The following is a 24,239-nucleotide window of genomic DNA, read 5'->3' on the forward strand; positions in this document are numbered from 1 at the left end:
ATCCACCTAGAAATCAGTCGGCGCCCCGCCTTCTTCTTTTCTGCGGGCAACAAAAGCAGCCAGTTCAACCTTGATTGCATCATCCAATGGCGGCGGTGTGTACTCTTTCAAAATGTCTTTATAGATCCGGTGTGCGCGCGCGACCGTCCACTCCTGCCCTGCGAGCGACCAAGCCTCGTAATTACGCCAGTCGCTGGCAATCGGGCTGTAAAACGCGGTTTCATAACGTTCCTGCGTGTGCTGCACCCCGAAGTAATGGCCTTGCGGCCCGACTTCTGCGATTGCATCAAGCGCGATCTCCGCGGGGCCGGTATCTGTAATGACCGGCTCCATATACCGCTGGATCATCTGAAGCACTTCGCAATCCATAATGAACTTCTCGGGGCTGGCGATCAGCCCCCCTTCCAGCCAGCCAGCGGCGTGATAGACAAAATTGGAACCGGATTGCACCGCCGCCCAGAGACTATTGGACGTCTCCCACATTGCCTGCCCGTCCGGTACATTCGCCGTACAAACCCCGCTGGAGCGGATCGGCAAGCCGTAAAACCGCCCCATCTGCCCCGTCATCTGTGTAGCCCGCATGTATTCAGGTGTACCAAAGGCAGGCGCGCCGGATTTCATATCTACATTGGAAGTAAACGTCCCTATGGCCACCGGCGTACCCGGATTGATAATCTGCAACAAAACGATCGCCGCCAGTCCTTCGGCAATGCTGAGCGCAACGGCACCAGACATGGTTACAGGGGCCATTGCGCCTGCCAGTGTAAAAGGTGTTACCACCACCGGCTGGCCGCGCCGCGCCATGCGCATCGCCCCGTCAAGCATCGGAAAATCATGCACCAGCGGAGAAACCGAATTGATGTTCGTATACATTCGCGGTGCAGCATCAAATTCCGCATGGCTCAACCCGCCTGCGATACGGACCATCTCCATCACATCTTCTACCCGCTCCCTTCCAAGGGAATAGGCATGCACCACTTTATCCGTCAGCAGCAGCTTTTCCTGAAGGCAATCAAGATGCCGCACAGAGGCGTGAATATCCACCGGCTCTACCGGATAGCCGCCGGCGACATGAATGCAATTGAAATAGCCGGTGAGCTTCATCAGGTTGCGAAAGCTTTGAAAATCGCCGGTCTTCTTGCCGGTTTCCAGATCCCAATAATTGGGCGGAGACGAGACATTGACAAAGGTCAGACAGTCGCCGCCGATTTCGACTTTTCGGTCCGGGTTGCGCGGGGTGATTGTAAAGGACGCCGGTGCCTGTGCCACCCGTGCCATCACAAAATCCTCTTCCATAAAGACGGTTTGCCCTTCCACCCTGCACCCTGCCCGCGCCAGAATGTCAAGCGCTTCGGGATTCAGCATCTTTATCCCGATACGAGACAGAATATGCATGGCCCCGTTGTGGATTGCGTCCACGCCCGCCGCATCCAGGGGTTCTGTGGGGCGGTCGCGGTTGCGCACGATCCGCCATGGCATCTGTTCTATGGCACGCGTGGACGTCCTGCGCGTGTTCCCCGCGCGTCCTCCGCTTCTGATCCTTGCAGCCATGACGGTCTCCAGTGCTGATAAGCCCGATCGAGGGGTGTTCAGCTTCACACTGGCAGCGGGTTGTCGTTTTCTGCGTCAGGTTTACGACATTTGCTGTCGAATCCGGCGAGACTTCTGCCGGAATCCGGCATTAGCTGGAGGAAAAGCATCCCATAGAGCCTGCACATGCCCCATACCTTACACGCCCGAAACGATCAAATCCGCATAGGACTTCTGCTAATCGACCAGTTTTCCTCATTGTGCATAACAGCAATGACGGGGCCTTTCCGCTCGGCCAACAGGGAATTGGGGCAGGAAACCTATATATGGGATTTCGTATCGCTCGACGATGCTCCGGTGGCGGCCTCTGACGGTTTATCCGTGACGCCGACCCAGTCCATCAGGAATACAATACGCTTCGATTATTTCTTTGTCTGCGCCGGAATGGAAGCAGATCCTCCCCAGCGGGCAACACTCAACACAGCATTACAACGGTTTTCCCGCCAGTCCGACGTTTTCGGCGCCCTGTGTATCGGCAGCTTCATGCTGGCCCGTGCCGGATTTCTGGACGGCTACCAGTTCACCCTCCACTGGGAGAACCAGCCAGCCTTTAACGAGGAGTTTCCCGAGCTCGTCGTCTCGCCAAACCTCTACGTTATGGATCGGGACCGCTGGACAGGTTCTGGCGGGTTGTCTTCCATGGATATTGCGCTGCATATCATTGCCAGCCACAGCGGAACCGGTGTGGCAAATGCCGTAGGTAACCAGTACCAGATAGACCGGATCAGAGGAGCCTCCGTCGGGCAGCGCCCTTATTCCCTTCATCAGTACGACACCCTGCCAAAACCGATGCAGCAGGCTATTGCAGCGATGATAGCCAATATGGAAACACCCCTCCCCATCCCCGTCATTGCCAAAACCGCAGGCAAGACCGTGCGCTCTCTGGAACGGTTGTTTGCCCGCTACCTCGACACCTCTCCTGCGCGGTACTATCGCAAGCTGCGTCTGGAAAAAGTGCGCCAGTTGCTCTGGCATACGAACCTGTCGATCCTTGAAATCGCATTGATGACGGGATTTCCCAGCCCTTCCCACCTGTCGCGGCTGTATCAGGCCGAATTCGGCCTGAAACCTTCAGCGGATCGCAAAGGCCGGATGGTTGTTGAAACACACCAGCCCGGTTGAGCCTTACCGCAAGACTGCTGCGATGCCCGAAATGTCCTGCAGAACCACATCCGCCAGATGTGCAATATCATCGCTCTCTGCCGGACCGGTCAACACACCAATGGTCATGGCAACGTTGGCCGCGCGTCCCGCCCCCAGATCATGGGTGGAATCCCCGACCATCGCAACTTGCTGCATCGACAGGCCCGTCGCGACACCAAAGGCCAGCAAGGGACCGGCGGCAGGTTTCACCCCGTGGCCGCTGTCAAATCCGGCGACAAAATCAAACAGTTCCGCAATCCCTTCCTGCTGCAATTGCATATAGGCACCCTCTTCGTAATCGTTGGTCACCAGCCCGAGCTTGATACCCTGAGCCCGCAGACCGGTGAACAAAGCCTTGAGGTCGCAGACGGGCACAGAGGGCAAACTGCCCAGATGTTTGACCGCCACCGCATCCACATCTTGCGGGCTGAAATCCGGCAGCAGGCTGGCCCAGACGCCGATGATCTCTCCCGCCGAAGCGTTAACGATCAGGCTGCCAGGCAGGAAGCTGTTGTCGCGCAGGTCAAACCCGACCGCATCGGCCAGTTCTTTCTTCTTGACCGGATCACCGGCAGACAGGTCTTCCAGAACGTTGTCACACCAAATCGTCCAGGTCGCGCCGTAGTGAAACAGCGTGCCGTCCTTGTCAAAAACCAATCCCTTGATCGTCATAACCTGTTGTCCGTGTTGTCCATTCTTCCCCGCCAGCCCTAAAGGCTCTTTGCCCTGCATTCCAGCCACGAAATGTTTCGGATTGACTCACGTTGAAATTTGATTAACAACGTTAACCATGTCAAAGCCTTTCGATCTTCACGATGGTCTCGGGTATCGCCTGACCATCGCCGCCCGCAGCAACAACGCGTCTTTTGATGCCGACCTCTCCCAAATCGGGCTCACCCGCCAGATGTGGTGCGTACTGATCGCAGTCGGAGAACAGGGCATCACAACACCTTCCGGAATTGCCGATTATATCGGGATCATTCGACCAGCGACCTCTCGCACGTTGAAACAGATGGAAAAAAACGGGCTGTTGCGCCGCGTCTCCGGCACCACAGACAAACGTACCACCACTGTTGAACTGACGGCTAAAGGAAAGCACAGCCTCGCCCTTTCCTTACCGTTCGCCCAAAAACAGCGGGACCACGTTGAAGAATGCCTTTCCGTCGAAGAACAGGCCACGCTTACCGAATTGCTCCAAAAACTGACCGCTTCCGCAGCTTCCACCGCTTCAGGGGTTTAATCCATGACCAAACTTTTCTCCTACAAAGACCGCCCTGTTCACCTTGGCCCCTACCCGCTGGAGCGTCTGCGCCGCCGCCCCGACCTGCCTGAACTGGACCGGCTCGAACCGACAGCACAGGTGCTGTTCCGCGATCCCGATCCGACCTCTGTTATCAATGCGATGGGGGAGTATCAGGCGATGCTGGACGCCATTCGCGACGGGATGGTCAAAAAAGAAATCGCCACGATTCCCGACGATCTGCAAGAGCGGGCCAACCACCTGAAAGCCTTCGGTTATTACTGTGATGCCTCGATGGTGGGTACCAGTCTGATCACGCCCGAAATGTGGCTGGGCACCCCTTTTTCCAACCCCGATGTGGACCGTCTGGCCGAAACCCTGCGTACCAAACAGGTCAAAACGCTCGCCTCCGGTATCGACATGATCCTCGCGGGCCTGCGCGAATCCATGAAGGCGCCGCCCACCACCTGCACCCATCACACCCATGCCATTACCTTCCTGTTTGAATATCCCCGCGATCCGGAAGCGGGCGAGACGGGCACCGACTGGATACAAAACGCGCAGGTCCACCGTGCTGCCCTGCGCGCCGCAGAAACCGCATCAGTGCTGGCCTCTTACATCCGCACGCTCGGGTATGACGCCCGTGCCCATTCCGGTTCCGCCTCTGATCTGGACCTGTCCCGTGCCGCTGTTGCAGGCGGACTGGCCACCATTCAGGACGGAGTGGCCTGCAACCCGATCCTTGGCACCCGCTTCGGGCTGGCCGTAGTGACAACCACGTTGGAACTGGCGCCAGATCAGGCACTGTCGGATGCGCAACCACCGCTCTATTCTTATAAGTTCGGTACCGGAAAACACGCCAAATCCGAACGCACCCGCGATCCCTTTGCCAAACGCAATTTCGCGGACGGCCCCCATCCTTATGAAAAGCTTAAACGCGTAGACGATCCGACCACCTATATCGACGCGCCGAATGTGGCGCGGGTACCAAAGCGGGCCGATATGTTTGCCCGCAGCCTTTTCGGAGACCTCGGGCCCAACACCCAAGAGGCCGCAAAAAACGGCAATTACGTGCGCAAATCCGCGTCAGCCTTTGCTTTTCGCCCTGCCCTTGGCGCATTCGTTCTGTTGCAGGATGGCGGCAAGGCCGACCAAATCCACCCGAGCGTATCCGATCCGGACCGAAACGCTGCTAACCTAAAGGCGACAGCGTATTTCCTTGGCTGTGATGCTGTCGGGCTCTCTGCCTGTCCGGACTGGTGCTACTATTCCCATGACGCCACCGGAGCAGAGCTGACACCCTATCACTCCAACGCCATTTCAATCGTGATCGATCAGGGCCATGAAACGATGGAGGGCGCTTCAGGCGATGACTGGATCGCTTGCGCCCAATCCATGCGCGCCTATCTGCGGTTTTCCCTTCTTGGCGGTGTTTTGGGCCAGCAGATCCGTAACCTCGGCTACACCGCCAACGTCCACACCGTAATGGGCTCTGAAGTTGTGCAACCGCCGTTGATGTTACTGTCCGGTCTTGGCGAGGTTTCCCGCATCGGCGAGGTGATCCTGAACCCGTTCCTCGGCCCGCGTCTGAAATCCGGCACGGTGACGACCAACATGCCGATGACCCATGACAAGCCGATTGACTTCGGCCTGCAAAACTTCTGCGAAAGCTGCAATAAATGCGCCCGCGAATGCCCGTCAGGCGCGATTACCGCCGGACCGAAACTGATGTTCAACGGCTATGAAATCTGGAAGTCGGATAGCCAGAAATGCACCACCTACCGGATCACCACAGCAGGCGGCGCAATGTGTGGCCGCTGCATGAAAACCTGTCCGTGGAATCTGGAAGGACTGTTTGCCGAAGCCCCGTTCCGCTGGGCCGCGATGAAACTGCCCAAAGCGGCTAAGGCTTTGGCCAAGCTGGATGACATGGCCGGAAATGGCCGGATCAACCCGACCAAACGCTGGTGGTGGGATTTGGAAATGGTGGATGAAGGCCCCTACACGACCCCCGTCAAGGAAACCAACCTACGCGGGCTTTCAACCGATCTGGACCTGAAATACGAGGATCAAACACTCGCGGTTTACCCCGCGAACCTGCTGCCCCCGCCCTATCCCTGGCCTTTCCCGATGGACCGCGAAGCCGCGATCAAGGCCTATCAGGACATGATACCGGCAGCGGAGCATAAACGCCGCCGCGCCGCTGGCATCCCGACCGAGCACACCTATGTGAACCAGAATCCTGATGATGCCCCTGTCATGCGGGTGAAACTCTCCAAAGTCGAACATCTGACCGACAGTGTCACGCTTTACGAGTTTTCCAACCCTGACGGCAGTCCAATGCCCGAATCCACCGCCGGTGCCCATATTGACGTCGTCGTCGCGCCGGAGTTCTTCCGGCAATATTCCATGTCCCACGATCCGGCAGACCGCTCGAAATACCAGATCGCGGTCCTGCGAGAGGATGCAGGCCGTGGCGGCTCCAAACTGATGTCGCGGATATTTGAAGAAGGCCGCATGGTGTTTATCTCCAAACCCATCAACCATTTTCCCCTGGTGGAAGATGCCAGCATGACCTATCTGATGGGTGGCGGAATCGGCATCACCCCGATGGTAGCTATGGCCCACAGGCTGCATGCGCTGGGGCGAAATTTTCAGCTACACTATTCCTGCTCGCGCGAGGAAGATGCAGCATTCGCACAAATTCTGGCTGAACAACCGTGGTCTGACAGGGTTTTCTGTCACTATTCCAACAAAGGCAGCCGTGCTGACCTTTCAGCAATCCTGACCTATGCACCCGATGCCCACGTCTATACTTGCGGGCCGGATGTCTACATGCAATCTGTCATGGACACCGCCGAGGCTAATGGCTTCCCCGAAGAAAACCGCCATCTGGAATATTTCTCGGTACCAGAACTGCCCGAATACGAAAATCACCCCTTTACTCTGAAGCTTGCAAAATCGGGGCGCAGTTTTGAAATTCCGGCGGACCGCAGCCCGACAGATGTGTTGCTGGAAGCAGGTGTAAACATTGACGTGAAATGCTCTGACGGGATCTGTGGCGTGTGCAAATGCGGCATCGTTTCAGGCGAAGTCGAACACCGCGATTTTGTCCTGTCCAACGCCCAGCGCGAAAACGCCCTGATCCTGTGCCAGTCTCGTGCGGCAAAACCGGGGGGCGTGCTGGAAATCGACCTGTAGGAAGTTTTCAGGTCCAGTGAACCTCCGCCTGTCCGGGAAGTGATTGCTGCGCGGCATAGGGGGTTTCATAGGACAGGCCGTGGGCATCACAAAATCCGGTGATCCAGGCGTCGTCCATTAACAGAAAGCCCAGAACGGCCCCCTGAAAATCGGGGTCCGCTGCTCTGCTACGCAGATCATCGACACTCGCGCCGCTTGCCCCGAGGAAGACGTCCCGCAGGTCATCCTCTGAAACGATCCAGGCAAGCGCCTGTAATGCAATGATTTCCGCCTGCTCCTGCTTCATTTCGTTTAAATCCGATTCAATTTTTTCAAACTTCAGAAAGGTTTCGTTAACACTATTCGGGTTAACTGTCAGCAATACAGCTGCGCGCCCCGCGCTTGGCACCGTATTTGCTAACTTTGTCTGTTACATCCCATTGTACACTTCCCGCAGGACTGCGCACATGCCCGGACGGATACTTCTTCTCGACCCGCAGGTCACCAACCGGATGATGCTGAAATCCCAGCTAACCCGGGATTTTTTTGAAGTGGCGCTGGCATCTGACGGGGCCGAGCTGACTCAGAGCCTGCGCTTTGCACCGCCTGATCTGGTGCTGCTTTCCTATGCCTCGGAAAGGACCGCTGGCTTTGAAAACATCACACGTCTGACGCAATCGCAGAAAACGGCCCATATACCGGTTATGTTTCTGCATGACAGCGCAGATACGTCGGTTTGGGACGCGGCGCATGACTGTCTGGCGGATGATGTTATGGCCTATTCGACGCCCCGATGGCTAATGGCTGCGCGGATCAACATGCTGATCCGCGGGAAGGAAAAACTCGATTCGCTGATCGCCCGTCAGACGACCATCACGCAGATGGGCTTTGCAGAACCCTCGGCCATTTATCCACCGCTGTTCGTTCGCGCTGTTAGCCTTGATGTTTCTTGCGCCCTGAAACTCTTTGATACCCCATTTGAGCAAAAGGTTTCAGCCCTCCTGAACCGCCACTTCCCCATGTTGAATATTATCGGGGCGCCAATTGAGGGCATCAACCCTTCCCCTGCCGATGTTACGATTGTGGACGAGGCCAGCCTCGGACGCACAAAGGCGTTTCAAACCATCTGTGATCTGCGCAAGCGCAATCCTGACAGGGGCACCTCCATCCTTTATTCCTGTGACACCAACAGCCCGAATGCTGCTCGATCGCTGGAACTGGGCGCGCAGGAATTCATCTCGGCCAACGCCGGCCCGTCCTGTTTTGCAACAACCCTGCGCCGGATGATCTGGCAAAAACAAATGTCCTACCGAACGGAAAGGGCAGTTGCGAACCATCTGAAATCCGCCTTAACCGATCCGCTGACAGGGCTTTATAACCGGCGTTACGGGCTGCAATACCTCAGTCAGCAACTCGTCCGTTCACAGACATCTGTCACGGCGATGATTCTGGATCTTGACCGTTTCAAGCACGTCAATGACTCTTACGGCCATCTGGCCGGAGACCATGTGTTACAGGAAGCGGCCAAACGCCTGTCGCGCAACATTCGAAGCGCCGATCTTCTTTGCCGATACGGGGGGGAAGAGTTTCTGATTATCCTTAAGGACACGCCGCTGGAAACCCTTCAAGAGATTGCCGACCGACTGCGGCGCGCGATCTGCCGCACGCCTTTTTCTGATGATAGGGAAAACCGGATCTCTGTCTCCGCCAGCATCGGGGTGAGCACTTCAACGGCAAGCGGATGCCGTGAGCCAATGGAAGTACTCGAATTCGCGGATCGCGCGCTCTATCAGGCCAAACATTCGGGACGGAACCGTGTGATTTTCGGGGATCAGGCCGCCTGACCGTCCCCGATCGGCCTTAAAGTTAGCGTTTCTGCTTACGTTGAGCGCGCTTTTCCTGTTCCTGGCGCACCCGTTCCACATAGGCTTCATGTTCTTGCGGCGTCATGTCTGCCACGGCTTTTACAAGCGCGTTTTGAAGTCGGGCTCCGTGCTCCAGTGCAATATTATGATGGGCGCTGACAGCCGCACGCGCCGCTTCCTCGGAAAAAGGTTGCGCTAGCAGTGCCTCTTCCAGAGCATCTTTGGAGGCGCGAAAGGCATCCATGGTCTTTTTGCGATCTTCACGCCGCAGACCAGATGCAGCGCGCACCATATCCTGCTCTGCCTCTGGCAGGGCTTTTATGAAACTGCCAAGACCCATGCTTGCCCGACCGCTTGGCGGCGCTTCAAAACGGCCAAAGGCACCCACGACCAGCCCGACAACCAGAAGATTCAAGGCAAGTGAACCGATCAAGGCAATCTTTCCCCAATTTCGGGTTTTCTTGATCTCAGTCTTTTGTGTCATTCTCTTTACCCTTCCAGATCTGCGACGGTTTCGTCCAGAAGTCCCAAGTAGCTGTAATCCAGTTCCGCCGTTTGTTCACTCATGGTTGGCAAATAGCTGCGGACCGTGTCAGGCGCGGTGGCCCCGTAAAGCACCCCGATACAAATCGAAGCTGTCAGTGCAGAGGCACCAGCCCAGCCGCCCATTACTGCAAATATCCGTGTCAGGATATTCTCTGTCACCCGGGCAGGTGCCGTAGCGGCTGTAGCAACGGTTGCGTGTTTAAAACCAGCCTGAACCTGGGAGGCATCCGCCAGAATCCGTGCCATTAAATCCGAACCGGGCACGGGCTCCTGCGCCTTTGACGCATCAAAGAACATATCCAACATCTCTTCGTTCGGGCCTTTATCTGAATGTGCCATCTATGTATCCAATCCCAGTTCCATTCGTTGCGCCTCAAGCGCCTGTGCCAGCCCGCGTTTGCCCCGTGACAGCAGGCTTTCAACCGCTTCCACAGAGATTTCCATAATTTCTGCCACTTCGGGGTTCGCCAGTTCCTGAAGGAACCGCAGACTTACCGCCTTGCGCTGGCGCGTCGGCAAGGTTTGAAGTGCAGCCTGAAGGGCATCTGCCCGTTCCCGCGCGATCAGATCCGCCTCGATCGAGGGAGAGTCATCCTGGGGTTCAGCAACATTGTCGATGTCCTCTGTCGCCCGTTTGCCCGAATGCTTGCGCAGACGGTCCGTGCAAAGGTTGCTGGCCACGCGATAAAGCCAAGTAGAAACTTTCGCCTCCCCCTGCCGCCAGTCCGGCGCGATTTTCCACAGGCGCATCAAGGCCTCCTGCGCAACATCTTCCGCCTCTGCCTGATCACCCAGCATGCGCAAGGCAAGCGCAAGCACCCGACCCGTATGGCGGTAGGCCAGCACGGAAGCCGCCTGCCCATCGCCATTCGCAAACAGAACCATAAGCGCGTCGTCGCTGATATCGTCATTGGTATCAAGTGGCATCATCGTGCACCGGCATACCCTTTATCACTGTAGTGGGGCAATGCCCGGACCGACTGGTCCGGACATTCCTTTGGTAGGGCTTATTCGCCGCGACCGTGCTTTTTACCGCGACCGGCTTCTGCTTCGGCTTTGGAGATCTTGCCATCGCCATCTGTATCCAGATGCTTGATCATGCGATCAGCCATATCGGTTCCAAGCTCGTCACGGGTGATCTTGCCATCCTTGTTGGCATCCATCTTAGCCATCATGCGATCACCGCGATGGGCTTTGCGGCCGTCTCTCTTACCGTGATGCTTTTGCGCTGCCTCGAACTCTTCCTTGGACAAGGAACCATTGTTGTCCGTATCCATCTTTTCGAACATCTGGCCGCGATCTGCGCGTTTCTCACCGCGTTCCTTACGCTCTTTGCCGGCTTCCTTCTTCTCTTTACCGTCCTTGGCGTGTTGAGCTTTCATTTCCTCGCGCATTGCCTTGCGGTGTGCTTCGGCTTCCTCTTTGGTAACAGCGCCGTCCTTGTCGGCGTCCATTGCATCAAAGCGGGCATCGCGGGCTGCGATCAATTCCGCCTTGTCAACGAATCCGTCGCTGTTTGTGTCCAGTTGATCGAACTGCATCCCGCCACGGGGTTTCGCCATTGTCGGAGTTGTTGCCGAAAGCGCGATCATCAAGGCTGTAGCGCCCATGAGGCCAAATTTTACAGGATTTCTCATCGTGTTTTCCTTCGTTAAGTTTTCAGTGTGACCGTGTTGTGTCGGGTCTGATACGCAAGAGCGCCGCCGGTTCCGTCGCAACATTCTGAAAAAAATTACAAAGCCCGAAATTTGCGACATCCCGCCGCAAGACAGCTTGTCCCAGTTCTTTTTGGAAACGATGGGCCTAAATTGACCGTATGGAAAATAATGATCATCCTATTGATCTAAAGGTATCCGATGGAAAACAACGACCATATCATTGATCCGCAAGTAACAGAGCGCGAGGCCAAGCCCGCCATGTTACGAGGGTGGCGGCGTAAATGCCCGAACTGTGGCACCGGCCCGCTGCTGAAGGGCTATCTTACTGTGCGTGATACCTGTGAGGTCTGCTCCGAAGAGCTCCATCATCACCGTGCCGACGACGGGCCGGCCTATGTCACCATTCTGGTCTGCGGCCATTTGCTGGCCCCGCTGATGATGTACGTCTTTGAAACCTTCCGCCCGAACGTGCTTGTTCTTACGGTTGGCTTCATGGTCGCTTTTGTTGCGCTTGCCCTTTACATGCTGCCACGGATCAAAGGGGTTTTCGTTGGCTTGCAATGGGCAAAACGGATGCATGGCTTTGGTCGCGACGTTACGCCAGTCGCTGCGGAATAGCTGGACAAGGCCGCGGGCGGGGGCGTTATATATGCGCAAACAATAAAGACAGGCGCAGACTATGAATGACATCCCCATCAAGAACGCAGCAACCGTTATTCTGGTGCGTGACGGTGACGAAGGCCCACAGGTCCTGATGGGGCAGCGGGGCAAATCCGCCGTCTTCATGCCCAATAAATTCGTGTTTCCCGGTGGGGCGGTTGACCCCACCGACGCAGAAGTCACTCTGTCCAATACGGCTGAAAATGCCTGTATGGAGCGGCTTAAAGTGCAATCCGACCCCACACTCGGCCCGTCCCTGCTGGCAGCGGCCATTCGCGAGATGTGGGAAGAAACCGGACAGCGCATCGGCCAGTGTTCCGATCTGGCACCGGAAATGGCCCACACGCAACCGGACAACTGGCAAAGCTTTTTTCAGTCCGGTTGTCTGCCCGATCCTACAGGGCTGGAATTTATTTTCCGCGCCATAACGCCTCCGGGCCGCCCGCGCCGGTTTGATGCAAGGTTCTTTCTTGGACGTGCGGAACTTATTCAGGACGATCCGGATGATTTTGGCCGCGCGCAGGACGAACTGTCCCACCTGCAATGGATTCCGCTCGCCAAATCCCGCGAATTCGATCTGCCCTTCATCACAGAAGTGGTTCTGGCAGAGGTACAAAACCGTCTGAACCAGCCCGACGCTGACCATCCGGTGCCGTTCTTCAGCCATGACGGCGAACGCTCGCAATTCCTGAAACTTTAATCCGAAGCGATAAGTCCACTTTACCACGCAGCTAGGTCCAGCTAAGCTGCGCCATGGCCCTATCCGAAGACCTCTTTTTTCTTGATCCCGCCTTTGAAGGCAGCCTTCAAAGCCAGATCCGCCAGATCGTGGCCTCGGCCATTCTGTCGCGCCGGTTCCTTCCCGGCGAAAGGCTGCCGTCTTCGCGCAAACTGGCCAAACATCTGGGTATTTCGCGGATCACTGTGACCCTGTCCTATCAGGAACTGGTGGCGGATGGATATCTCGCGACACGGTCCCGTTCGGGCTACTTTGTGGCGGATGACGCGCCCACTTCGGCCTTTGACGGCACCACCGCGGATCACACCGATAAAGTGGACTGGTCCGCAGCCCTTCAGCGCTGTTACACCGGCGCCCCTATGGTGGCCAAGTGTTTCAACTGGCAGTCCTATCCCTATCCGTTCATCTACGGTCAAGCCGACCCGCGACTGTTCAGCCATTCCAACTGGCGGCTGTGTGCCCATCAGGCACTTGGCAAGAAAGAGTTCGACAGCCTGACTTCGGATTACGCCGAGGAAGATGATGCCCAACTCATTGATTTCATCGCCAGACACACGCTCACAAGACGGGGCATACAGGCGAACCGAGACCAGATATTACTGACAGTCGGCGCGCAGAATGCGCTCTGGATGGTCGGACAGCTTTTGCTGGGAAAAGGGCGCAAGGCAGCCTTTGAGAATCCGGGCTATCCGGGTGTACGTGAAATCCTGCGCCATACCGATTGTGCGCTGGCCCCCGTAGATATTGACGAAAACGGGATGATACCCGATCAGGTTCCCACCGATACGGACGTTGTTTTCACAACTCCAAGCCATCACGCCCCAACTGCCGCGACGATGCCGATGGCCCGGCGCCATGCCTTGCTAAAAATGGCAAGTGCGCAGGATATGATCGTTGTAGAAGACGACTATGAATTCGAGATGTCCTTTCTGAACGCACCCTCCCCCGCGCTCAAATCGCTCGATACCGAAGGACGTGTAATCTACATCGGCAGCTTTTCGAAATCCCTGTTTCCAGGATTGCGTCTGGGCTATCTCGTCGGCTCTGAACCGCTGATCCGGCAGGCGCGCGCCCTGCGCACCACCGTGTTGCGGCATCCCCCTGGCCATATGCAGCGCACGACGGCCAATTTCCTTGCTCTTGGCCATTACGATGCCCTGATCCGCCGCATGAAAGACGCGTATTTCGAGCGGCGTCAGGTCATGGCCAAAGCGCTGGAGAAACATGAACTGACCGTTGCCGGCAGCGCTTCTTTCGGCGGGTCATCCTTCTGGATGCGCGCACCCGATCATGTGGATACGGTTGATCTTGCAAAGCTGCTGAAGGCTGAAGGGGTACTGATCGAACCCGGCGCGCCCTTTTTCGATGGTGCGAACGCACCTAAAAACCACTTTCGTCTGGCCTATTCCTCTATCGACAGCCGCATGATCCCAAAAGGGATTTCCATCATTTCGAAAACAATAAGAAACCTCTAGGCACACCAGTCCAGTTTTGAGACAATATTCTTATTGGAATCATCCAATAGGCGAACTGGCGCTATCCTAAGTTGGGAAATTGCGACCACTTTTCAGCAGTTCTGTCTGCTTTAATACGCGGTTGAGCCTTACACTAACGGAGCGGGGTCTCAATGAAGGCCCTGCCACTCAGGGAGACTATCTATGAAATTCACAAAAACACTGACAGCGATGGCTGTTGCTCTGGCTGCTACTACGGGTTCTGCCGCCTATGCGCTGGACGAACTGGTTGTTGCCTACTTTCTGGAATGGCCGACGCCGAACCAATATGCACAGCACAACAAGATTTATTCGGAAAAGATGGGAATTCCGGTCAAATGGGTCGCGTTTGACGCAGGTACAGCGATGTCTGCAGCTATGGCATCCGGCGATGTACACATTTCCTTTTCACAAGGCGTAACACCGTTTCTGGTTGCAACAGCCGCCGGTCAAGACCTGCAAGCTGTTGATATCGCTGTGTCTTACTCCGAGAACGACAACTGCGTTGTGCGCTCCGAACTGGAAATCACTAAAGAGAACGCCGCGGAAGAGCTGAAAGGCAAGAAAGTTGCTGTGCCTCTGGGTACCGCCGCCCACTCCGGTTTTCTGGCGCAGATGGCCTATCTCGGCATTCCTGAATCCGACCTGACAATCGTTGATATGGCACCCTCTGATTCCGCAGCAGCCTTCAGCCAGCCGAACACCGATCTGGCCATGGCTTGCGGCTGGGGCGGTTCCTTGCGCACAATGAAAGAATACGGCAACACCATTCTTTCCGGTGCTGAAAAAGAAGAGGTTGTCGGCAAGGTTTTCGATCTGACCACAATCCCGACATCCTTTGGTGAGGAAAACCCTGACATTCTGGCACAGTTCCTTGCGATCACGGCCGAAATGAACGCGATGTACGCCGCTGACCGCGCACCGATGATGGAAGCCATCCAGAAAGAAGCTGGCATGGATATGGAAGGCACAACAGCCGTTATTGACGTGTTCGCTTTCCCGACCATCGAGGAACAACTGTCCGAAGCATGGATGGGCGGGTTTGTAACAGAGTATCTGACAGACTCTGCTGCCAAGCTGGAAGAAGGCGGGAAAATCAAAGCCTTGAGCGACTATTCCGCAGTTGTGAACACCAGCTATCTTGAAGCTGCCAACAAAATGATGATGAAATAATTCAGAATTCCGTCAAATAGATGGTAAAGTGAACCGCGGCCGGCCCGGCCGGCCGCGGTTGTTTTCAGCTACCCACACCTCTGTTCACGAATGGAATTTAAATGACAGGTCTGGTCATCGACGACGTTTCTATGACCTTCGAATTGCCAAACGGTGGCAATGTCGAAGCGCTCAAGAACATCAATTTACAGATAAACGAAGGCGAACTTCTCTCAGTGCTCGGGCCTTCGGGCTGTGGCAAAACCACCCTCCTCAACATTCTCGCAGGCTTTCTCGCGCCAACATCAGGTGCAATGTCGATGAATGGCCATGCCATCACCGGCCCCCACAGCGAGCGGGGCATGGTTTTCCAGCAAGGAGCCTTGTTTGAATGGATGAATGTTGCCAAAAACATCGGCTTCGGGCCGAAGATGAAAGGCACACCACAAGCAGAAATCGACGCCAAAGTGAAAGAATTGCTCGGGATTGTCGGATTGCAGGATTTCGCGGAAAAAATGATCTACGAAATGTCCGGTGGTATGCAGCAGCGTGTGGCCCTTGCCCGCTGTCTTGCCAATGATCCTGACATTATCCTTATGGATGAACCCCTCGGCGCGCTTGATGCGCTGACGCGGGAAAAGATGCAGAGCCTTGTTCTGGATATCTGGAAAAAGACCGGCAAGACCATCATCCTGATCACCCACTCTGTGGAAGAAGCCCTGCTGCTGGGTGAACGCCTGCTGGTGATGGCCCCGCGCCCCGGTCGCGTGCACAAGGAATACCGCCTGCCTTTCGCCGAAATGGGCGTTGGTGCGGACCTGCGAGAGGTCAAACGCCATCCCGATTTCGGACCGAAGCGGGATGAGATCCTGTCCATGATCTGGGATATGGAAGAAGAAATCATGGGCCGGACGGAGTCTGCATAATGATACAGGAAGTATTTGACGTTATCGTAACGACCCTGCGCATGGTGGTGGGTATCACCCTGATCATGGCCGTGTTCTTGCTGGTCAGTCTGGCGCTGTCCTTTTTGTACGGCCTTTACTCCAAGGGTCGCGGTATGGCGAAGGGTTATACCAGCCTGAAAACCGTCACCTTCGGCGACGAGAGTGCCGTCACAGCCAACAGGTTTGCATCTGTCGCAGCTGTTGTGACAATCTTCCTGCTGTGGTGTATCGCCACCGGATCGTCTTTGATCCCAACCGTCCTGCCGCCCCCTTTTGTTGGTGAGACCGAGTTTGAATACACGGCCCGCAACGCACAAGGAGACACCGACACGGCGACTGTCTTTGTACAGGTCTACGGATCCGATGCAGAACGCCCTGACAAGCCGGAAGCCCTGCCCCTTGGCGAGGGTTTTGCCAAGAACGACTTCGTCCAGATTGTAGAGCGCCGCACTAAAGTGCTCAAAGCGCAAAACAATGACGAAGGCGGTTCCGAAGACGGCTATGAAGTGATCGAGATCAACGGCACCCCCGTGACCCGCGAAACCACTGTGCCTTTCGGCAAGGGTGAAATCTTTGTCACCAAACAGGGCTCGCTCTCTGTTCGCCCGTCGACCGGTCTGACTATGGAGGCACTTTATCTGCCACCACCTGAAAAAGTCTGGTCTTCTTTCATCACACTGAACAAAGACGGTTATCAGGGTGTAGGTCTGTGGGAGAACGTGTTCTGGTCCCTGATCCGCGTTGTGATCGGCTTCTCGCTTGGCTGTCTGTTCGGTATCCCGCTTGGCTTTGCCATGGGGCTGAACTCTTGGCTGCGAGGCTGGTTCGATCCGATCGTGGAATTCATGCGTCCGGTTCCGCCGCTGGCGCTGATCCCGCTCGTTATCATCTGGTTCGGCATCGGCGAGCAGGGTAAAATCTCGCTGCTGTTCCTTGCCGCGCTCTGGATTATGACCATTGCAGCCCGTGCGGGTGTGTCTGGTGTGAACATCTCCAAGGTCCATGCAGCTTACTCGCTCGGGGCGACCCGCAGGCAGTTGCTGACCAAGGTAATCCTGCCCAACTCCTTGCCGGAAATCTTTACCGGCGCACGGGTTGCGATGGGGGTTTGTTGGGGCACGGTTGTGGCCGCCGAACTGGTTGCCGCCGAAAAAGGTGCCGGCAAGATGATTATCGCCGCATCGAAATTCTCGCTGACGGATATCGTAATCATCGGGATTATCATCATCGGCGTCATCGGCTACGGCATCGACGTTTTGATGCGCATGGCAGAGAACAAACTGGTCCCGTGGAAAGGGCGCGGTTAACCCGCCTGCTCCGCTACGAAACTTTTGCAAAGGCCCCGAAAAACGGGGCCTTTCGCATTTTGGCTATATCCGCGCAGACAACTGGCCCTAAGCGATATTCCGGTTATAACTGATATAGTTATGCCAAGCTCCGAGGAAACCGATGACCCGCAAACGTTCAGCATTTCTGTCCAGCACAGCGCCCGATTGTCCCCCGACCCTGATCGCTCAAGCCGCCGAAGGCACGCCGCCCCGTGTCGCTATCGCCCGCGCCGGTGCGCCCCTGCCCATGCAGGCCGCGAAAGAGGCGACAGAAGCTGGCATCATGACGCCGGTTTTCATTGGGGAAGCAGACACCATCCACGCAGAGGCAGACACGCTCGCCTGGGATATTTCTGCCTATGATCTGCACAACACCACCGGAGAAGCCGAAGCCGCGTCTGTTGCTGCATCGCTCTGCGGTGCGGATCAGGCAGACGTTCTGATGAAGGGGCACCTGCATACCGACCAATTCATGAAGGGCGTTCTGGCTCGGGATAGCGGACTGCGCACCACAGAGCGGCTGGTGCATGTGTTTCACATCACTCCGCCCGGCCACGACACACCATTGCTGATCTCGGATGCCGCAGTGAACGTGACACCGGACATCAAAACCCGCCAGTCTGCTGTGCAGGCGGTGGTAAAGCTGGCGCAGGCTCGGGGGATAGAACGGCCCAAAGTGGCCTTCCTCTCCGCCACCGAAAGCGCCATTCCTTCTGTCCCGTCGTCTATGGAAGCAGCAGAGCTGTGCGACTGGGCCAAGGGCGAAATCGCGGATGCGGATTTTTCCGGCCCGCTGGCGCTCGATCTGGTGCTGTCACCGGAAGCTGCCGAGATTAAAGGATTGCACGACGATCCCGTGGCAGGTCAGGCGGATTGCCTTGTTGTGCCGGACATCGTCTCGGGCAATGCCATTTTCAAATCTCTGGTCTACCTGTCTGGTGGCTGCGCTGCGGGTGTGGTGATGGGGGCGAAGGTTCCTGTTCTGCTCACCTCCCGCGCCGATCCGCCTGCCGCAAGACTAGCCTCTGCTGCGCTGGCTGCCATTCTGACCCGCATGTGACAAAATATTATTCCAAATAACCGGTGGAATTTCGGGACAATAGTCCGGATAACACTTGGAACGGAGAACAAAATGAACAAACACATCCAACCTGATCTGGATACCTCCCCCAAGGTTTCTGACGAAATCCGCAAGACCACCTGTTACATGTGCGCCTGTCGTTGCGGCATCAATGTGCATATGCAGGACGGTAAGGTGAAATACATCGAGGGCAACCGCGATCATCCGATCAACCGTGGTGTGCTCTGTGCTAAAGGCTCCGCGGGGATCATGCAGCATTACTCCCCCGCGCGTCTGAAGGCGCCGATGAAACGGGTCGGCCCGCGCGGGTCGGGCGAGTTTGAGGAAATCAGCTGGGATGAAGCCTTCCAGATCGCATCGGACTGGATGACTCCGCTTCGGGAAAAACACCCCGAAAAACTGGCGTTCTTCACAGGACGTGACCAGTCGCAGTCCCTTACATCCTATTGGGCGCAACAGTTTGGCACTCCGAATTACGCAGCCCACGGCGGGTTCTGTTCCGTCAATATGGCGGCTGCCGGAATCTACACGATGGGCGGCGCGTTTTGGGAATTCGGCCAACCCGATTGGGAACGGGCCAAGATGTTCATGATCTTTGGCGTGGCAGAGGATCACGATTCCAACCCGATCAAACTGGGCCTGTCCCGCCTCAAGGAACGGGGCGCCAAAATTGTCGGCGTGAACCCCGTGCGTTCCGGCTATAATGCAATTGCGGATGAATGGGTTGGCATCACACCGGGCACGGACGGGCTGTTCATACTGTCTCTCATCCGCGAATTGCTGGCCGCGGGCAAGGTGGATCTGGAGTATCTGATCCGCTACACCAACGCGCCCTATCTGGTGAATTGTGATCCGGAGTCAGACGACCACGGGCTGTTCCTTTACGATAACGACGGCAAACCACAAGTGTTGGACCGCGCAACCGGCGAACCACTGCCCTTTGACCAGCAAGGTGTCAAGCCGGAACTGGCGACGAATTACACCCATAAAGGTACGCTTTACCGCCCCGCCTTCCAGTTGATGGCGGAGAAATATCTTGTGGATGATTACGCGCCGGAAAACGTGGCAGAGCGCACAGGCGTCAAACCCGACACCATCCGGCGTCTGGCCGCTGAACTGGCCCGCACCGCCTTTGAGGAAGAAATCGTCATCAACCAGCCGTGGACCGATTTCCGTGGCGAAAAACACGACGAAATGATCGGCCGCCCTGTTGCCTTCCACGCCATGCGTGGCATTTCGGCCCATTCCAACGGCTTCCAGACCTGCCGCGCGCTGCACCTGCTGCAGATCCTGCTGGGCAGTGTCGAGGTTCCGGGCGGTTTCCGCTTCAAGCCGCCCTACCCCAAACCCGTCACAGGCCATCCGCGCCCTCACGCCAAACCCGTTGCCAACAGCCCGCTGAACGGCCCGCATCTGGGCTTTCCGCAAGGCCCCGAAGACCTTGCGATCAAGGCGAATGGCACTCCTGCGCGGATTGACAAGGCGTTTACGTGGGAAAACCCCATGTCCGCCCACGGCATGATGCATATGGTGATTTCCAACGCCCATGCCGGCGATCCCTATAAAATCGACACGCTGTTCATGTATATGGCGAATATGTCGTGGAACTCCTCGATGAACTCCCGCGGCGTGATGGATATGTTGACGGACAAAACCGAGGACGGCGAATATGTCATCCCGCGCATCATCTATTCCGACAGCTATTCATCTGAAATGGTGGCTTTTGCGGACCTGATCCTGCCTGATACCACCTATCTTGAACGGCACGATTGTATTTCCCTGCTGGATCGCCCGATTTCCGAAGCCGAGGCCATGTGCGACAGCATCCGCTGGCCCGTGGTGGAACCGGACCGCGATGTGCGCGGCTTCCAGTCTGCCCTCATCCAGCTTGGCGCAAAGATGAAACTGCCCGGTTTCGTGAACGAGGATGGCGCCGCCAAATATCAGGATTACGCCGATTACATCGTCAACCACGAACGCCGCCCCGGTGTCGGACCTCTGGCCGGATGGCGGGGTGAGGATGAAACAGGCTCCGGTCGGGGTGCGCCAAACCCCAATCAGATCGACCGCTACATTGAAAACGGCGGCTTTTACATGGACCACATCCCAGAAGAGGCGTTGTTCTACAAACCGTGGAACAAAGCCTATCAGGACTGGGCGGTAGAGCGTGGCATCTTTGATGCGCCCTCACCCTATACGTTCAACATCTATGTAGAGCAGATGCAGAAATTCCGGCTGGCAGCCGAGGGCAAAGGCGAATTGCAGCCGCCCGACCACCTGCGTGAACAGCTGAAAATGGCGATGGACCCGCTGCCCACATGGTGGCAACCCTTTGAAGAAGCCCTTGTGGACGGGGAGGAATATCCCATCCACGCGCTGACCCAGCGTCCTGCGGCCATGTACCATTCCTGGGGCTCTCAAAACGCATGGCTGCGCCAGATCCACGGGCACAATCCGCTCTATGTCTCTGGCGAAATCTGGGAACAGCACGGGTTTGAAGAAGGCGACTGGGCCTATCTGAAATCCCATCACGGGGAAATTCAGGTCCCCGTGGTCCGCATGGACGCGCTGAACCCGAAAACCGTCTGGACGTGGAACGCCATTGGCAAACGCAAGGGCGCCTGGGCGCTGGATCAGGATGCGCCGGAAACGAAAAAAGGCTTTCTTCTGAATCACTTGATCCACGAACTTCTACCACCAAAAGGGGACGGATTGCGCTGGTCCAACTCTGATCCGGTCACTGGTCAGGCCGCGTGGTACGATTTGCGGGTGAACATCCGCAAAGCGCCAACCCCGGACAATCTGCAATCCGAACCCGCTATTGCGCCGCAAAAATCCCCCGTGGGACAAGGGCCAAAGAACATCCGTTACGGAGAAGACTTCTGATGCGCACCCACCACGTTTCCGGCGGGGGCGGCTGCAAGATCCATGTCACGGATCAGGGCCCCGAAGACGCACCTGCCCTGTTGTTTATCCACGGCTGGGCGCAGCATAACATCTGCTGGCAGGCCCAAGCGCCACTGGCTGAAAAATTCCGCGTCGTCGCGCTCGACCTGCGCGGGCATGGCGGGTCGGATACGCCTTCAGAGGTGGAAGACTACACCGACGCAACACTCTGGGCCAACGACATCTATGCTGTGATCACCGAACTTGGGCTGAAAAATCCGGTCCTGATCGGCTGGTCCTATGGCGCACGGGTGATTTCTTCCTATCTTGCCACCCACGGGCAGGATGCCATCAGCGCGATTGTCCTTGTGGGCGGTATCATTGCCATCGGCAAACACCGCGAGCCGTGGATGATGGGGGAAGGCAGCCCTGCGCTGAACCGCGATCTGTACACATCCGATCAGAACCGGCTGATCCCTGCGACTGTGAAATTTGTCGAACAATGTACCTACAAGCCGCTCGACAGGGCCAGCTACGCAACGCTGGTTGCGGCCAATATGCTGGTACCCGCGCTGGTGCGCCGCGCCCTGTTTGCAGGCGATTGGGATTGCCGGCCAATCTGGCAGGCGTTTTCCAAACCCGCATTGGTGATCCACGGTGCAGAGGACAACATTGTTTTGCCTTCCGTCGGCAAAACCGCGGCAGAAGCACTGCCCGATTGCACCCTGTCTCTTTATTCCGAAACCGGACATGCGCCCTTTGCCGAGCATCCGGCCCGTTTCAACGACGAGATTGCCGCCTTTGCTGCAAACGCCCTTGGAGTTTCACAATGACCACCTTACCCCAATCCACCCACAAGAAACTGGGCCTAGCCATTGATCTGGACATCTGCGTCGGGTGTCATGCCTGCGTGATCAACTGCAAGGAATGGAACACGTCAAACTATGGCGCCCCTCTGTCAGATCAGGACGCATATGGCGCGGAACCTGTTGGCACATTCCTGAACCGCATTCACACGTTTGAGGTGAAAGCCGCTGACAAACCGGCCCAGACCGTCCACTTCCCCAAATCCTGTCTGCACTGCGATGATGCGCCCTGTGTTACAGTCTGTCCGACTGGCGCGAGCTACAAGCGCGCAGATGACGGGATCGTTCTGGTAAACGAATCCGATTGCATCGGCTGCGGTCTCTGCGCTTGGGCCTGTCCGTACGGCGCACGGGAACTGGATGCGGCTGAAGGTGTGATGAAGAAATGCACCCTTTGTGTAGACCGCATCTACAACGAGAACCTGCCCGAGATCGACCGAGAGCCGGCCTGCGTACGTACCTGCCCCGCAAATGCCCGCCATTTCGGGGATTACGCAGACCCCGACAGCAACGTGTCCCGCATGGCAGCAGAACGAGGTGCGGTGCCATTGTTCCCTGAACAGGGCACCAGTCCGGTGAACCGTTACCTGCCCCCCCGTCCGAAGGCGGATATACAGACAGACGGTGACATCGACATCCTCGCACCGTTTCTGGACACCTCGGGCAACGGCAATACCGCGTCCGGCACATCATCTACATCTGCCAAGGGCCTTTTGGGCTGGCTCGACAAAGCACTGGAGGCCATCTGATGCATCCCGCACCTTCTGTTATTGTCTTTACGGCCCTGTCAGGGCTCGGCTTTGGTCTGCTGGCCTTTTTGGGGGTAAACGTCCCCGATGTGACCGGCATGACAGCCTTCATTTTCTTCTTCATCGCCTATGCGCTGGCGGTGGGGGGGCTGGTCGCATCCACCTTCCACCTTGGCAATCCGCAACGCGCATTAAAGGCATTCACTCAATGGCGCAGCAGCTGGCTGTCCCGTGAAGGCGTGTTTGCCGTCCTGTCGTTATGCGTCATGGGCATTTATGCCGCCTGTCTGATTTTTCTCGACCTCCGTCTGCCGGTTGTGGGGATCATCGGTTCGATTCTCAGCCTGATCTCTGTTTATTGCACCTCAATGATTTACGGACAGTTAAAGACAGTGCCCCGCTGGAACCAGCCGCTGACGCCGTTCCTGTTTCTGGCCTATGCGCAGACCGGCGGTGCGCTGTTGTCCGGTCAGGTCTATCTGGCGGCTGGTCTGATGGTGCTGCTTATGATCTTGCAATACGCCCATTGGACCATCGGAGACACCCGTCTGGCGGCGGCGGGAGGCACGATCGAGGCGGCCACGGGTCTCGGGCATCTGGGGAAGGTGCGGCTGCTGGAAAGCCCCCATAGCGGGACCAACTATCTTTTGCGCGAAATGGCATATGAGGTGGGTCGCAAGCACGCTGTGAAGCTGCGAGTGATTGCCCTGCTGCTTCTGGGGTTCCTGCCCTGCGCCCTGCTGGTTCTGACAGCACCTGGCCATCTGAGCGCGCTTGTGGCAATCGTCCTGCATGTGGCCGGCGTCTTTGCCGCACGCTGGTTGTTCTTCGCAGAGGCCGAGCATGTGCAGGCACTTTACTACGACCGTCACAGAGCCGCTTGAACCGCCCTCACAGCCGATAATACAGGCCCGCACGGTATCAGAGCCGCGTGGGCCTTTTCTTTGGCCTGCAGGCGGCTAAAACGTCCACTTGGAGCGAAGCTGGACGGAGGGTTTTAACCAGTCGCCACCGGACATAAAAAAACGCTCCCAGGAGGCAATGTCCGGGAGCGTCTTTTTTCGTCAGTTTCGCACCGGATGCACGGGACGAGCGTGCTGCCTTAGCGAAGCGCGT

At 56.7% G+C, this 24,239-nt stretch carries 21 protein-coding genes and 1 pseudogene; 15 read left to right on the forward strand and 7 right to left on the reverse strand.

Annotation, left to right across the window (positions count from 1 at the left end):
• Positions 1-6 precede the first annotated feature (6 nt).
• Positions 7-1,551, reverse strand: coding sequence for a trimethylamine methyltransferase family protein (locus C0U40_RS07780; RefSeq protein ID WP_101655186.1), 1,545 nt, complete (start codon positions 1,549-1,551; stop codon positions 7-9).
• Positions 1,552-1,716: 165 nt separating this feature from the next.
• On the opposite strand from C0U40_RS07780, the gene C0U40_RS07785 reads away from it, so the two are divergent.
• The gene (locus tag C0U40_RS07785) at positions 1,717-2,712 is read left to right on the forward strand and encodes a GlxA family transcriptional regulator (protein ID WP_101655187.1); all 996 of its coding nucleotides are present in this window, start codon (positions 1,717-1,719) and stop codon (positions 2,710-2,712) included.
• A gap of 3 nt (positions 2,713-2,715) precedes the next feature.
• On the opposite strand, the gene C0U40_RS07790 is transcribed toward C0U40_RS07785, so the two are convergent.
• Positions 2,716-3,405 carry an HAD family hydrolase gene (locus tag C0U40_RS07790; protein WP_180957651.1) on the reverse strand — a complete coding sequence of 230 codons (690 nt, stop codon included), beginning with the start codon at positions 3,403-3,405 and terminating at the stop codon, positions 2,716-2,718.
• A 118-nt stretch (positions 3,406-3,523) separates the two neighbouring features.
• Between C0U40_RS07790 and C0U40_RS07795 the strand changes: the two genes are divergently transcribed.
• Together C0U40_RS07795 and C0U40_RS07800 are read left to right on the forward strand one after the other, a co-directional pair.
• The gene (locus C0U40_RS07795; protein ID WP_101655189.1) at positions 3,524-3,973 is read left to right on the forward strand and encodes a MarR family winged helix-turn-helix transcriptional regulator; all 450 of its coding nucleotides are present in this window, start codon (positions 3,524-3,526) and stop codon (positions 3,971-3,973) included.
• A 3-nt stretch (positions 3,974-3,976) separates the two neighbouring features.
• Positions 3,977-7,174 (forward strand): 2Fe-2S iron-sulfur cluster-binding protein, encoded by a 3,198-nt coding sequence (locus C0U40_RS07800; RefSeq protein WP_101655190.1) that lies wholly within the window; start codon positions 3,977-3,979, stop codon positions 7,172-7,174.
• A gap of 7 nt (positions 7,175-7,181) precedes the next feature.
• Here C0U40_RS07800 and C0U40_RS07805 read toward each other — a convergent pair whose 3' ends face one another.
• A complete protein-coding gene (locus tag C0U40_RS07805) occupies positions 7,182-7,460 on the reverse strand; it encodes a DUF3572 domain-containing protein (RefSeq protein ID WP_101655191.1) in 279 nt (92 codons plus the stop codon).
• Between the two features lie 160 nt (positions 7,461-7,620).
• On the opposite strand from C0U40_RS07805, the gene C0U40_RS07810 reads away from it, so the two are divergent.
• Positions 7,621-8,997, forward strand: coding sequence for a diguanylate cyclase (locus C0U40_RS07810; RefSeq protein ID WP_180957652.1), 1,377 nt, complete (start codon positions 7,621-7,623; stop codon positions 8,995-8,997).
• A 22-nt stretch (positions 8,998-9,019) separates the two neighbouring features.
• On the opposite strand, the gene C0U40_RS07815 is transcribed toward C0U40_RS07810, so the two are convergent.
• The 4 genes from C0U40_RS07815 to C0U40_RS07830 form a co-directional block, all read right to left on the reverse strand.
• On the reverse strand, positions 9,020-9,502 hold the full coding sequence (locus tag C0U40_RS07815) for a periplasmic heavy metal sensor (RefSeq protein ID WP_101655193.1): 483 nt from the start codon (positions 9,500-9,502) through the stop codon (positions 9,020-9,022).
• A 5-nt stretch (positions 9,503-9,507) separates the two neighbouring features.
• Positions 9,508-9,903: a hypothetical protein gene (locus C0U40_RS07820; protein ID WP_101655194.1), complete on the reverse strand. Its 396-nt coding sequence runs from the start codon at positions 9,901-9,903 to the stop codon at positions 9,508-9,510.
• The gene (locus C0U40_RS07825; protein WP_101655434.1) at positions 9,904-10,491 is read right to left on the reverse strand and encodes an RNA polymerase sigma factor; all 588 of its coding nucleotides are present in this window, start codon (positions 10,489-10,491) and stop codon (positions 9,904-9,906) included.
• Between the two features lie 80 nt (positions 10,492-10,571).
• Positions 10,572-11,201 (reverse strand): EF-hand domain-containing protein, encoded by a 630-nt coding sequence (locus tag C0U40_RS07830; protein ID WP_180957654.1) that lies wholly within the window; start codon positions 11,199-11,201, stop codon positions 10,572-10,574.
• 219 nt (positions 11,202-11,420) lie between these two features.
• Between C0U40_RS07830 and C0U40_RS07835 the strand changes: the two genes are divergently transcribed.
• From C0U40_RS07835 to C0U40_RS07885, 11 genes and pseudogenes are all read left to right on the forward strand, one after another.
• Positions 11,421-11,840, forward strand: coding sequence for a DUF983 domain-containing protein (locus tag C0U40_RS07835; RefSeq protein ID WP_101655196.1), 420 nt, complete (start codon positions 11,421-11,423; stop codon positions 11,838-11,840).
• A gap of 61 nt (positions 11,841-11,901) precedes the next feature.
• Positions 11,902-12,582, forward strand: a complete 681-nt coding sequence (locus C0U40_RS07840; protein ID WP_101655197.1) for an NUDIX hydrolase — start codon at positions 11,902-11,904, stop codon at positions 12,580-12,582.
• Positions 12,583-12,635: 53 nt separating this feature from the next.
• A complete protein-coding gene (locus tag C0U40_RS07845) occupies positions 12,636-14,096 on the forward strand; it encodes a PLP-dependent aminotransferase family protein (protein ID WP_101655198.1) in 1,461 nt (486 codons plus the stop codon).
• A 183-nt stretch (positions 14,097-14,279) separates the two neighbouring features.
• Complete coding sequence (locus tag C0U40_RS07850) at positions 14,280-15,287, forward strand: taurine ABC transporter substrate-binding protein (RefSeq protein ID WP_101655199.1); 1,008 nt, start codon at positions 14,280-14,282, stop codon at positions 15,285-15,287.
• 101 nt (positions 15,288-15,388) lie between these two features.
• Entirely contained in the window at positions 15,389-16,192 is an 804-nt protein-coding gene (locus C0U40_RS07855) for a taurine ABC transporter ATP-binding protein (RefSeq protein ID WP_101655200.1), read from the forward strand.
• Positions 16,192-17,520: an ABC transporter permease gene (locus tag C0U40_RS07860; RefSeq protein WP_101655201.1), complete on the forward strand. Its 1,329-nt coding sequence runs from the start codon at positions 16,192-16,194 to the stop codon at positions 17,518-17,520. The genes C0U40_RS07855 and C0U40_RS07860 overlap by 1 nt, the downstream gene beginning before the upstream one ends.
• A 139-nt stretch (positions 17,521-17,659) precedes the next feature.
• Positions 17,660-18,601 (forward strand): annotated as a pseudogene (locus tag C0U40_RS07865) (bifunctional enoyl-CoA hydratase/phosphate acetyltransferase); the annotation flags it as partial.
• 72 nt (positions 18,602-18,673) lie between these two features.
• On the forward strand, positions 18,674-21,508 hold the full coding sequence (locus C0U40_RS07870) for a molybdopterin oxidoreductase family protein (protein WP_101655203.1): 2,835 nt from the start codon (positions 18,674-18,676) through the stop codon (positions 21,506-21,508).
• Entirely contained in the window at positions 21,508-22,341 is an 834-nt protein-coding gene (locus C0U40_RS07875; RefSeq protein WP_101655204.1) for an alpha/beta fold hydrolase, read from the forward strand. Before C0U40_RS07870 ends, C0U40_RS07875 begins: the two co-directional genes overlap by 1 nt.
• A complete protein-coding gene (locus C0U40_RS07880; RefSeq protein WP_101655205.1) occupies positions 22,338-23,123 on the forward strand; it encodes a 4Fe-4S dicluster domain-containing protein in 786 nt (261 codons plus the stop codon). Before C0U40_RS07875 ends, C0U40_RS07880 begins: the two co-directional genes overlap by 4 nt.
• The gene (locus tag C0U40_RS07885; protein WP_101655206.1) at positions 23,123-24,007 is read left to right on the forward strand and encodes a dimethyl sulfoxide reductase anchor subunit family protein; all 885 of its coding nucleotides are present in this window, start codon (positions 23,123-23,125) and stop codon (positions 24,005-24,007) included. Before C0U40_RS07880 ends, C0U40_RS07885 begins: the two co-directional genes overlap by 1 nt.
• Positions 24,008-24,239: the final 232 nt, after the last annotated feature.

Source organism: Neptunicoccus cionae (assembly GCF_002860325.1).
Classification (GTDB): Bacteria; Pseudomonadota; Alphaproteobacteria; order Rhodobacterales; family Rhodobacteraceae; genus Amylibacter; species Amylibacter lutimaris.

Bases quoted from the DNA above. Each gene is read 5' to 3' on its own strand.
- C0U40_RS07780 (WP_101655186.1), bottom strand. From the start codon at position 1,551: ATGGCTGCAAGGATCAGAAGCGGAGGACGCGCGGGGAACACGCGCAGG.
- C0U40_RS07785 (WP_101655187.1), top strand. From the start codon at position 1,717: ATGCCCCATACCTTACACGCCCGAAACGATCAAATCCGCATAGGACTT.
- C0U40_RS07790 (WP_180957651.1), bottom strand. From the start codon at position 3,405: ATGACGATCAAGGGATTGGTTTTTGACAAGGACGGCACGCTGTTTCAC.
- C0U40_RS07795 (WP_101655189.1), top strand. From the start codon at position 3,524: ATGTCAAAGCCTTTCGATCTTCACGATGGTCTCGGGTATCGCCTGACC.
- C0U40_RS07800 (WP_101655190.1), top strand. From the start codon at position 3,977: ATGACCAAACTTTTCTCCTACAAAGACCGCCCTGTTCACCTTGGCCCC.
- C0U40_RS07805 (WP_101655191.1), bottom strand. From the start codon at position 7,460: ATGAAGCAGGAGCAGGCGGAAATCATTGCATTACAGGCGCTTGCCTGG.
- C0U40_RS07810 (WP_180957652.1), top strand. From the start codon at position 7,621: ATGCCCGGACGGATACTTCTTCTCGACCCGCAGGTCACCAACCGGATG.
- C0U40_RS07815 (WP_101655193.1), bottom strand. From the start codon at position 9,502: ATGACACAAAAGACTGAGATCAAGAAAACCCGAAATTGGGGAAAGATT.
- C0U40_RS07820 (WP_101655194.1), bottom strand. From the start codon at position 9,903: ATGGCACATTCAGATAAAGGCCCGAACGAAGAGATGTTGGATATGTTC.
- C0U40_RS07825 (WP_101655434.1), bottom strand. From the start codon at position 10,491: ATGCCACTTGATACCAATGACGATATCAGCGACGACGCGCTTATGGTT.
- C0U40_RS07830 (WP_180957654.1), bottom strand. From the start codon at position 11,201: ATGAGAAATCCTGTAAAATTTGGCCTCATGGGCGCTACAGCCTTGATG.
- C0U40_RS07835 (WP_101655196.1), top strand. From the start codon at position 11,421: ATGGAAAACAACGACCATATCATTGATCCGCAAGTAACAGAGCGCGAG.
- C0U40_RS07840 (WP_101655197.1), top strand. From the start codon at position 11,902: ATGAATGACATCCCCATCAAGAACGCAGCAACCGTTATTCTGGTGCGT.
- C0U40_RS07845 (WP_101655198.1), top strand. From the start codon at position 12,636: ATGGCCCTATCCGAAGACCTCTTTTTTCTTGATCCCGCCTTTGAAGGC.
- C0U40_RS07850 (WP_101655199.1), top strand. From the start codon at position 14,280: ATGAAATTCACAAAAACACTGACAGCGATGGCTGTTGCTCTGGCTGCT.
- C0U40_RS07855 (WP_101655200.1), top strand. From the start codon at position 15,389: ATGACAGGTCTGGTCATCGACGACGTTTCTATGACCTTCGAATTGCCA.
- C0U40_RS07860 (WP_101655201.1), top strand. From the start codon at position 16,192: ATGATACAGGAAGTATTTGACGTTATCGTAACGACCCTGCGCATGGTG.
- C0U40_RS07870 (WP_101655203.1), top strand. From the start codon at position 18,674: ATGAACAAACACATCCAACCTGATCTGGATACCTCCCCCAAGGTTTCT.
- C0U40_RS07875 (WP_101655204.1), top strand. From the start codon at position 21,508: ATGCGCACCCACCACGTTTCCGGCGGGGGCGGCTGCAAGATCCATGTC.
- C0U40_RS07880 (WP_101655205.1), top strand. From the start codon at position 22,338: ATGACCACCTTACCCCAATCCACCCACAAGAAACTGGGCCTAGCCATT.
- C0U40_RS07885 (WP_101655206.1), top strand. From the start codon at position 23,123: ATGCATCCCGCACCTTCTGTTATTGTCTTTACGGCCCTGTCAGGGCTC.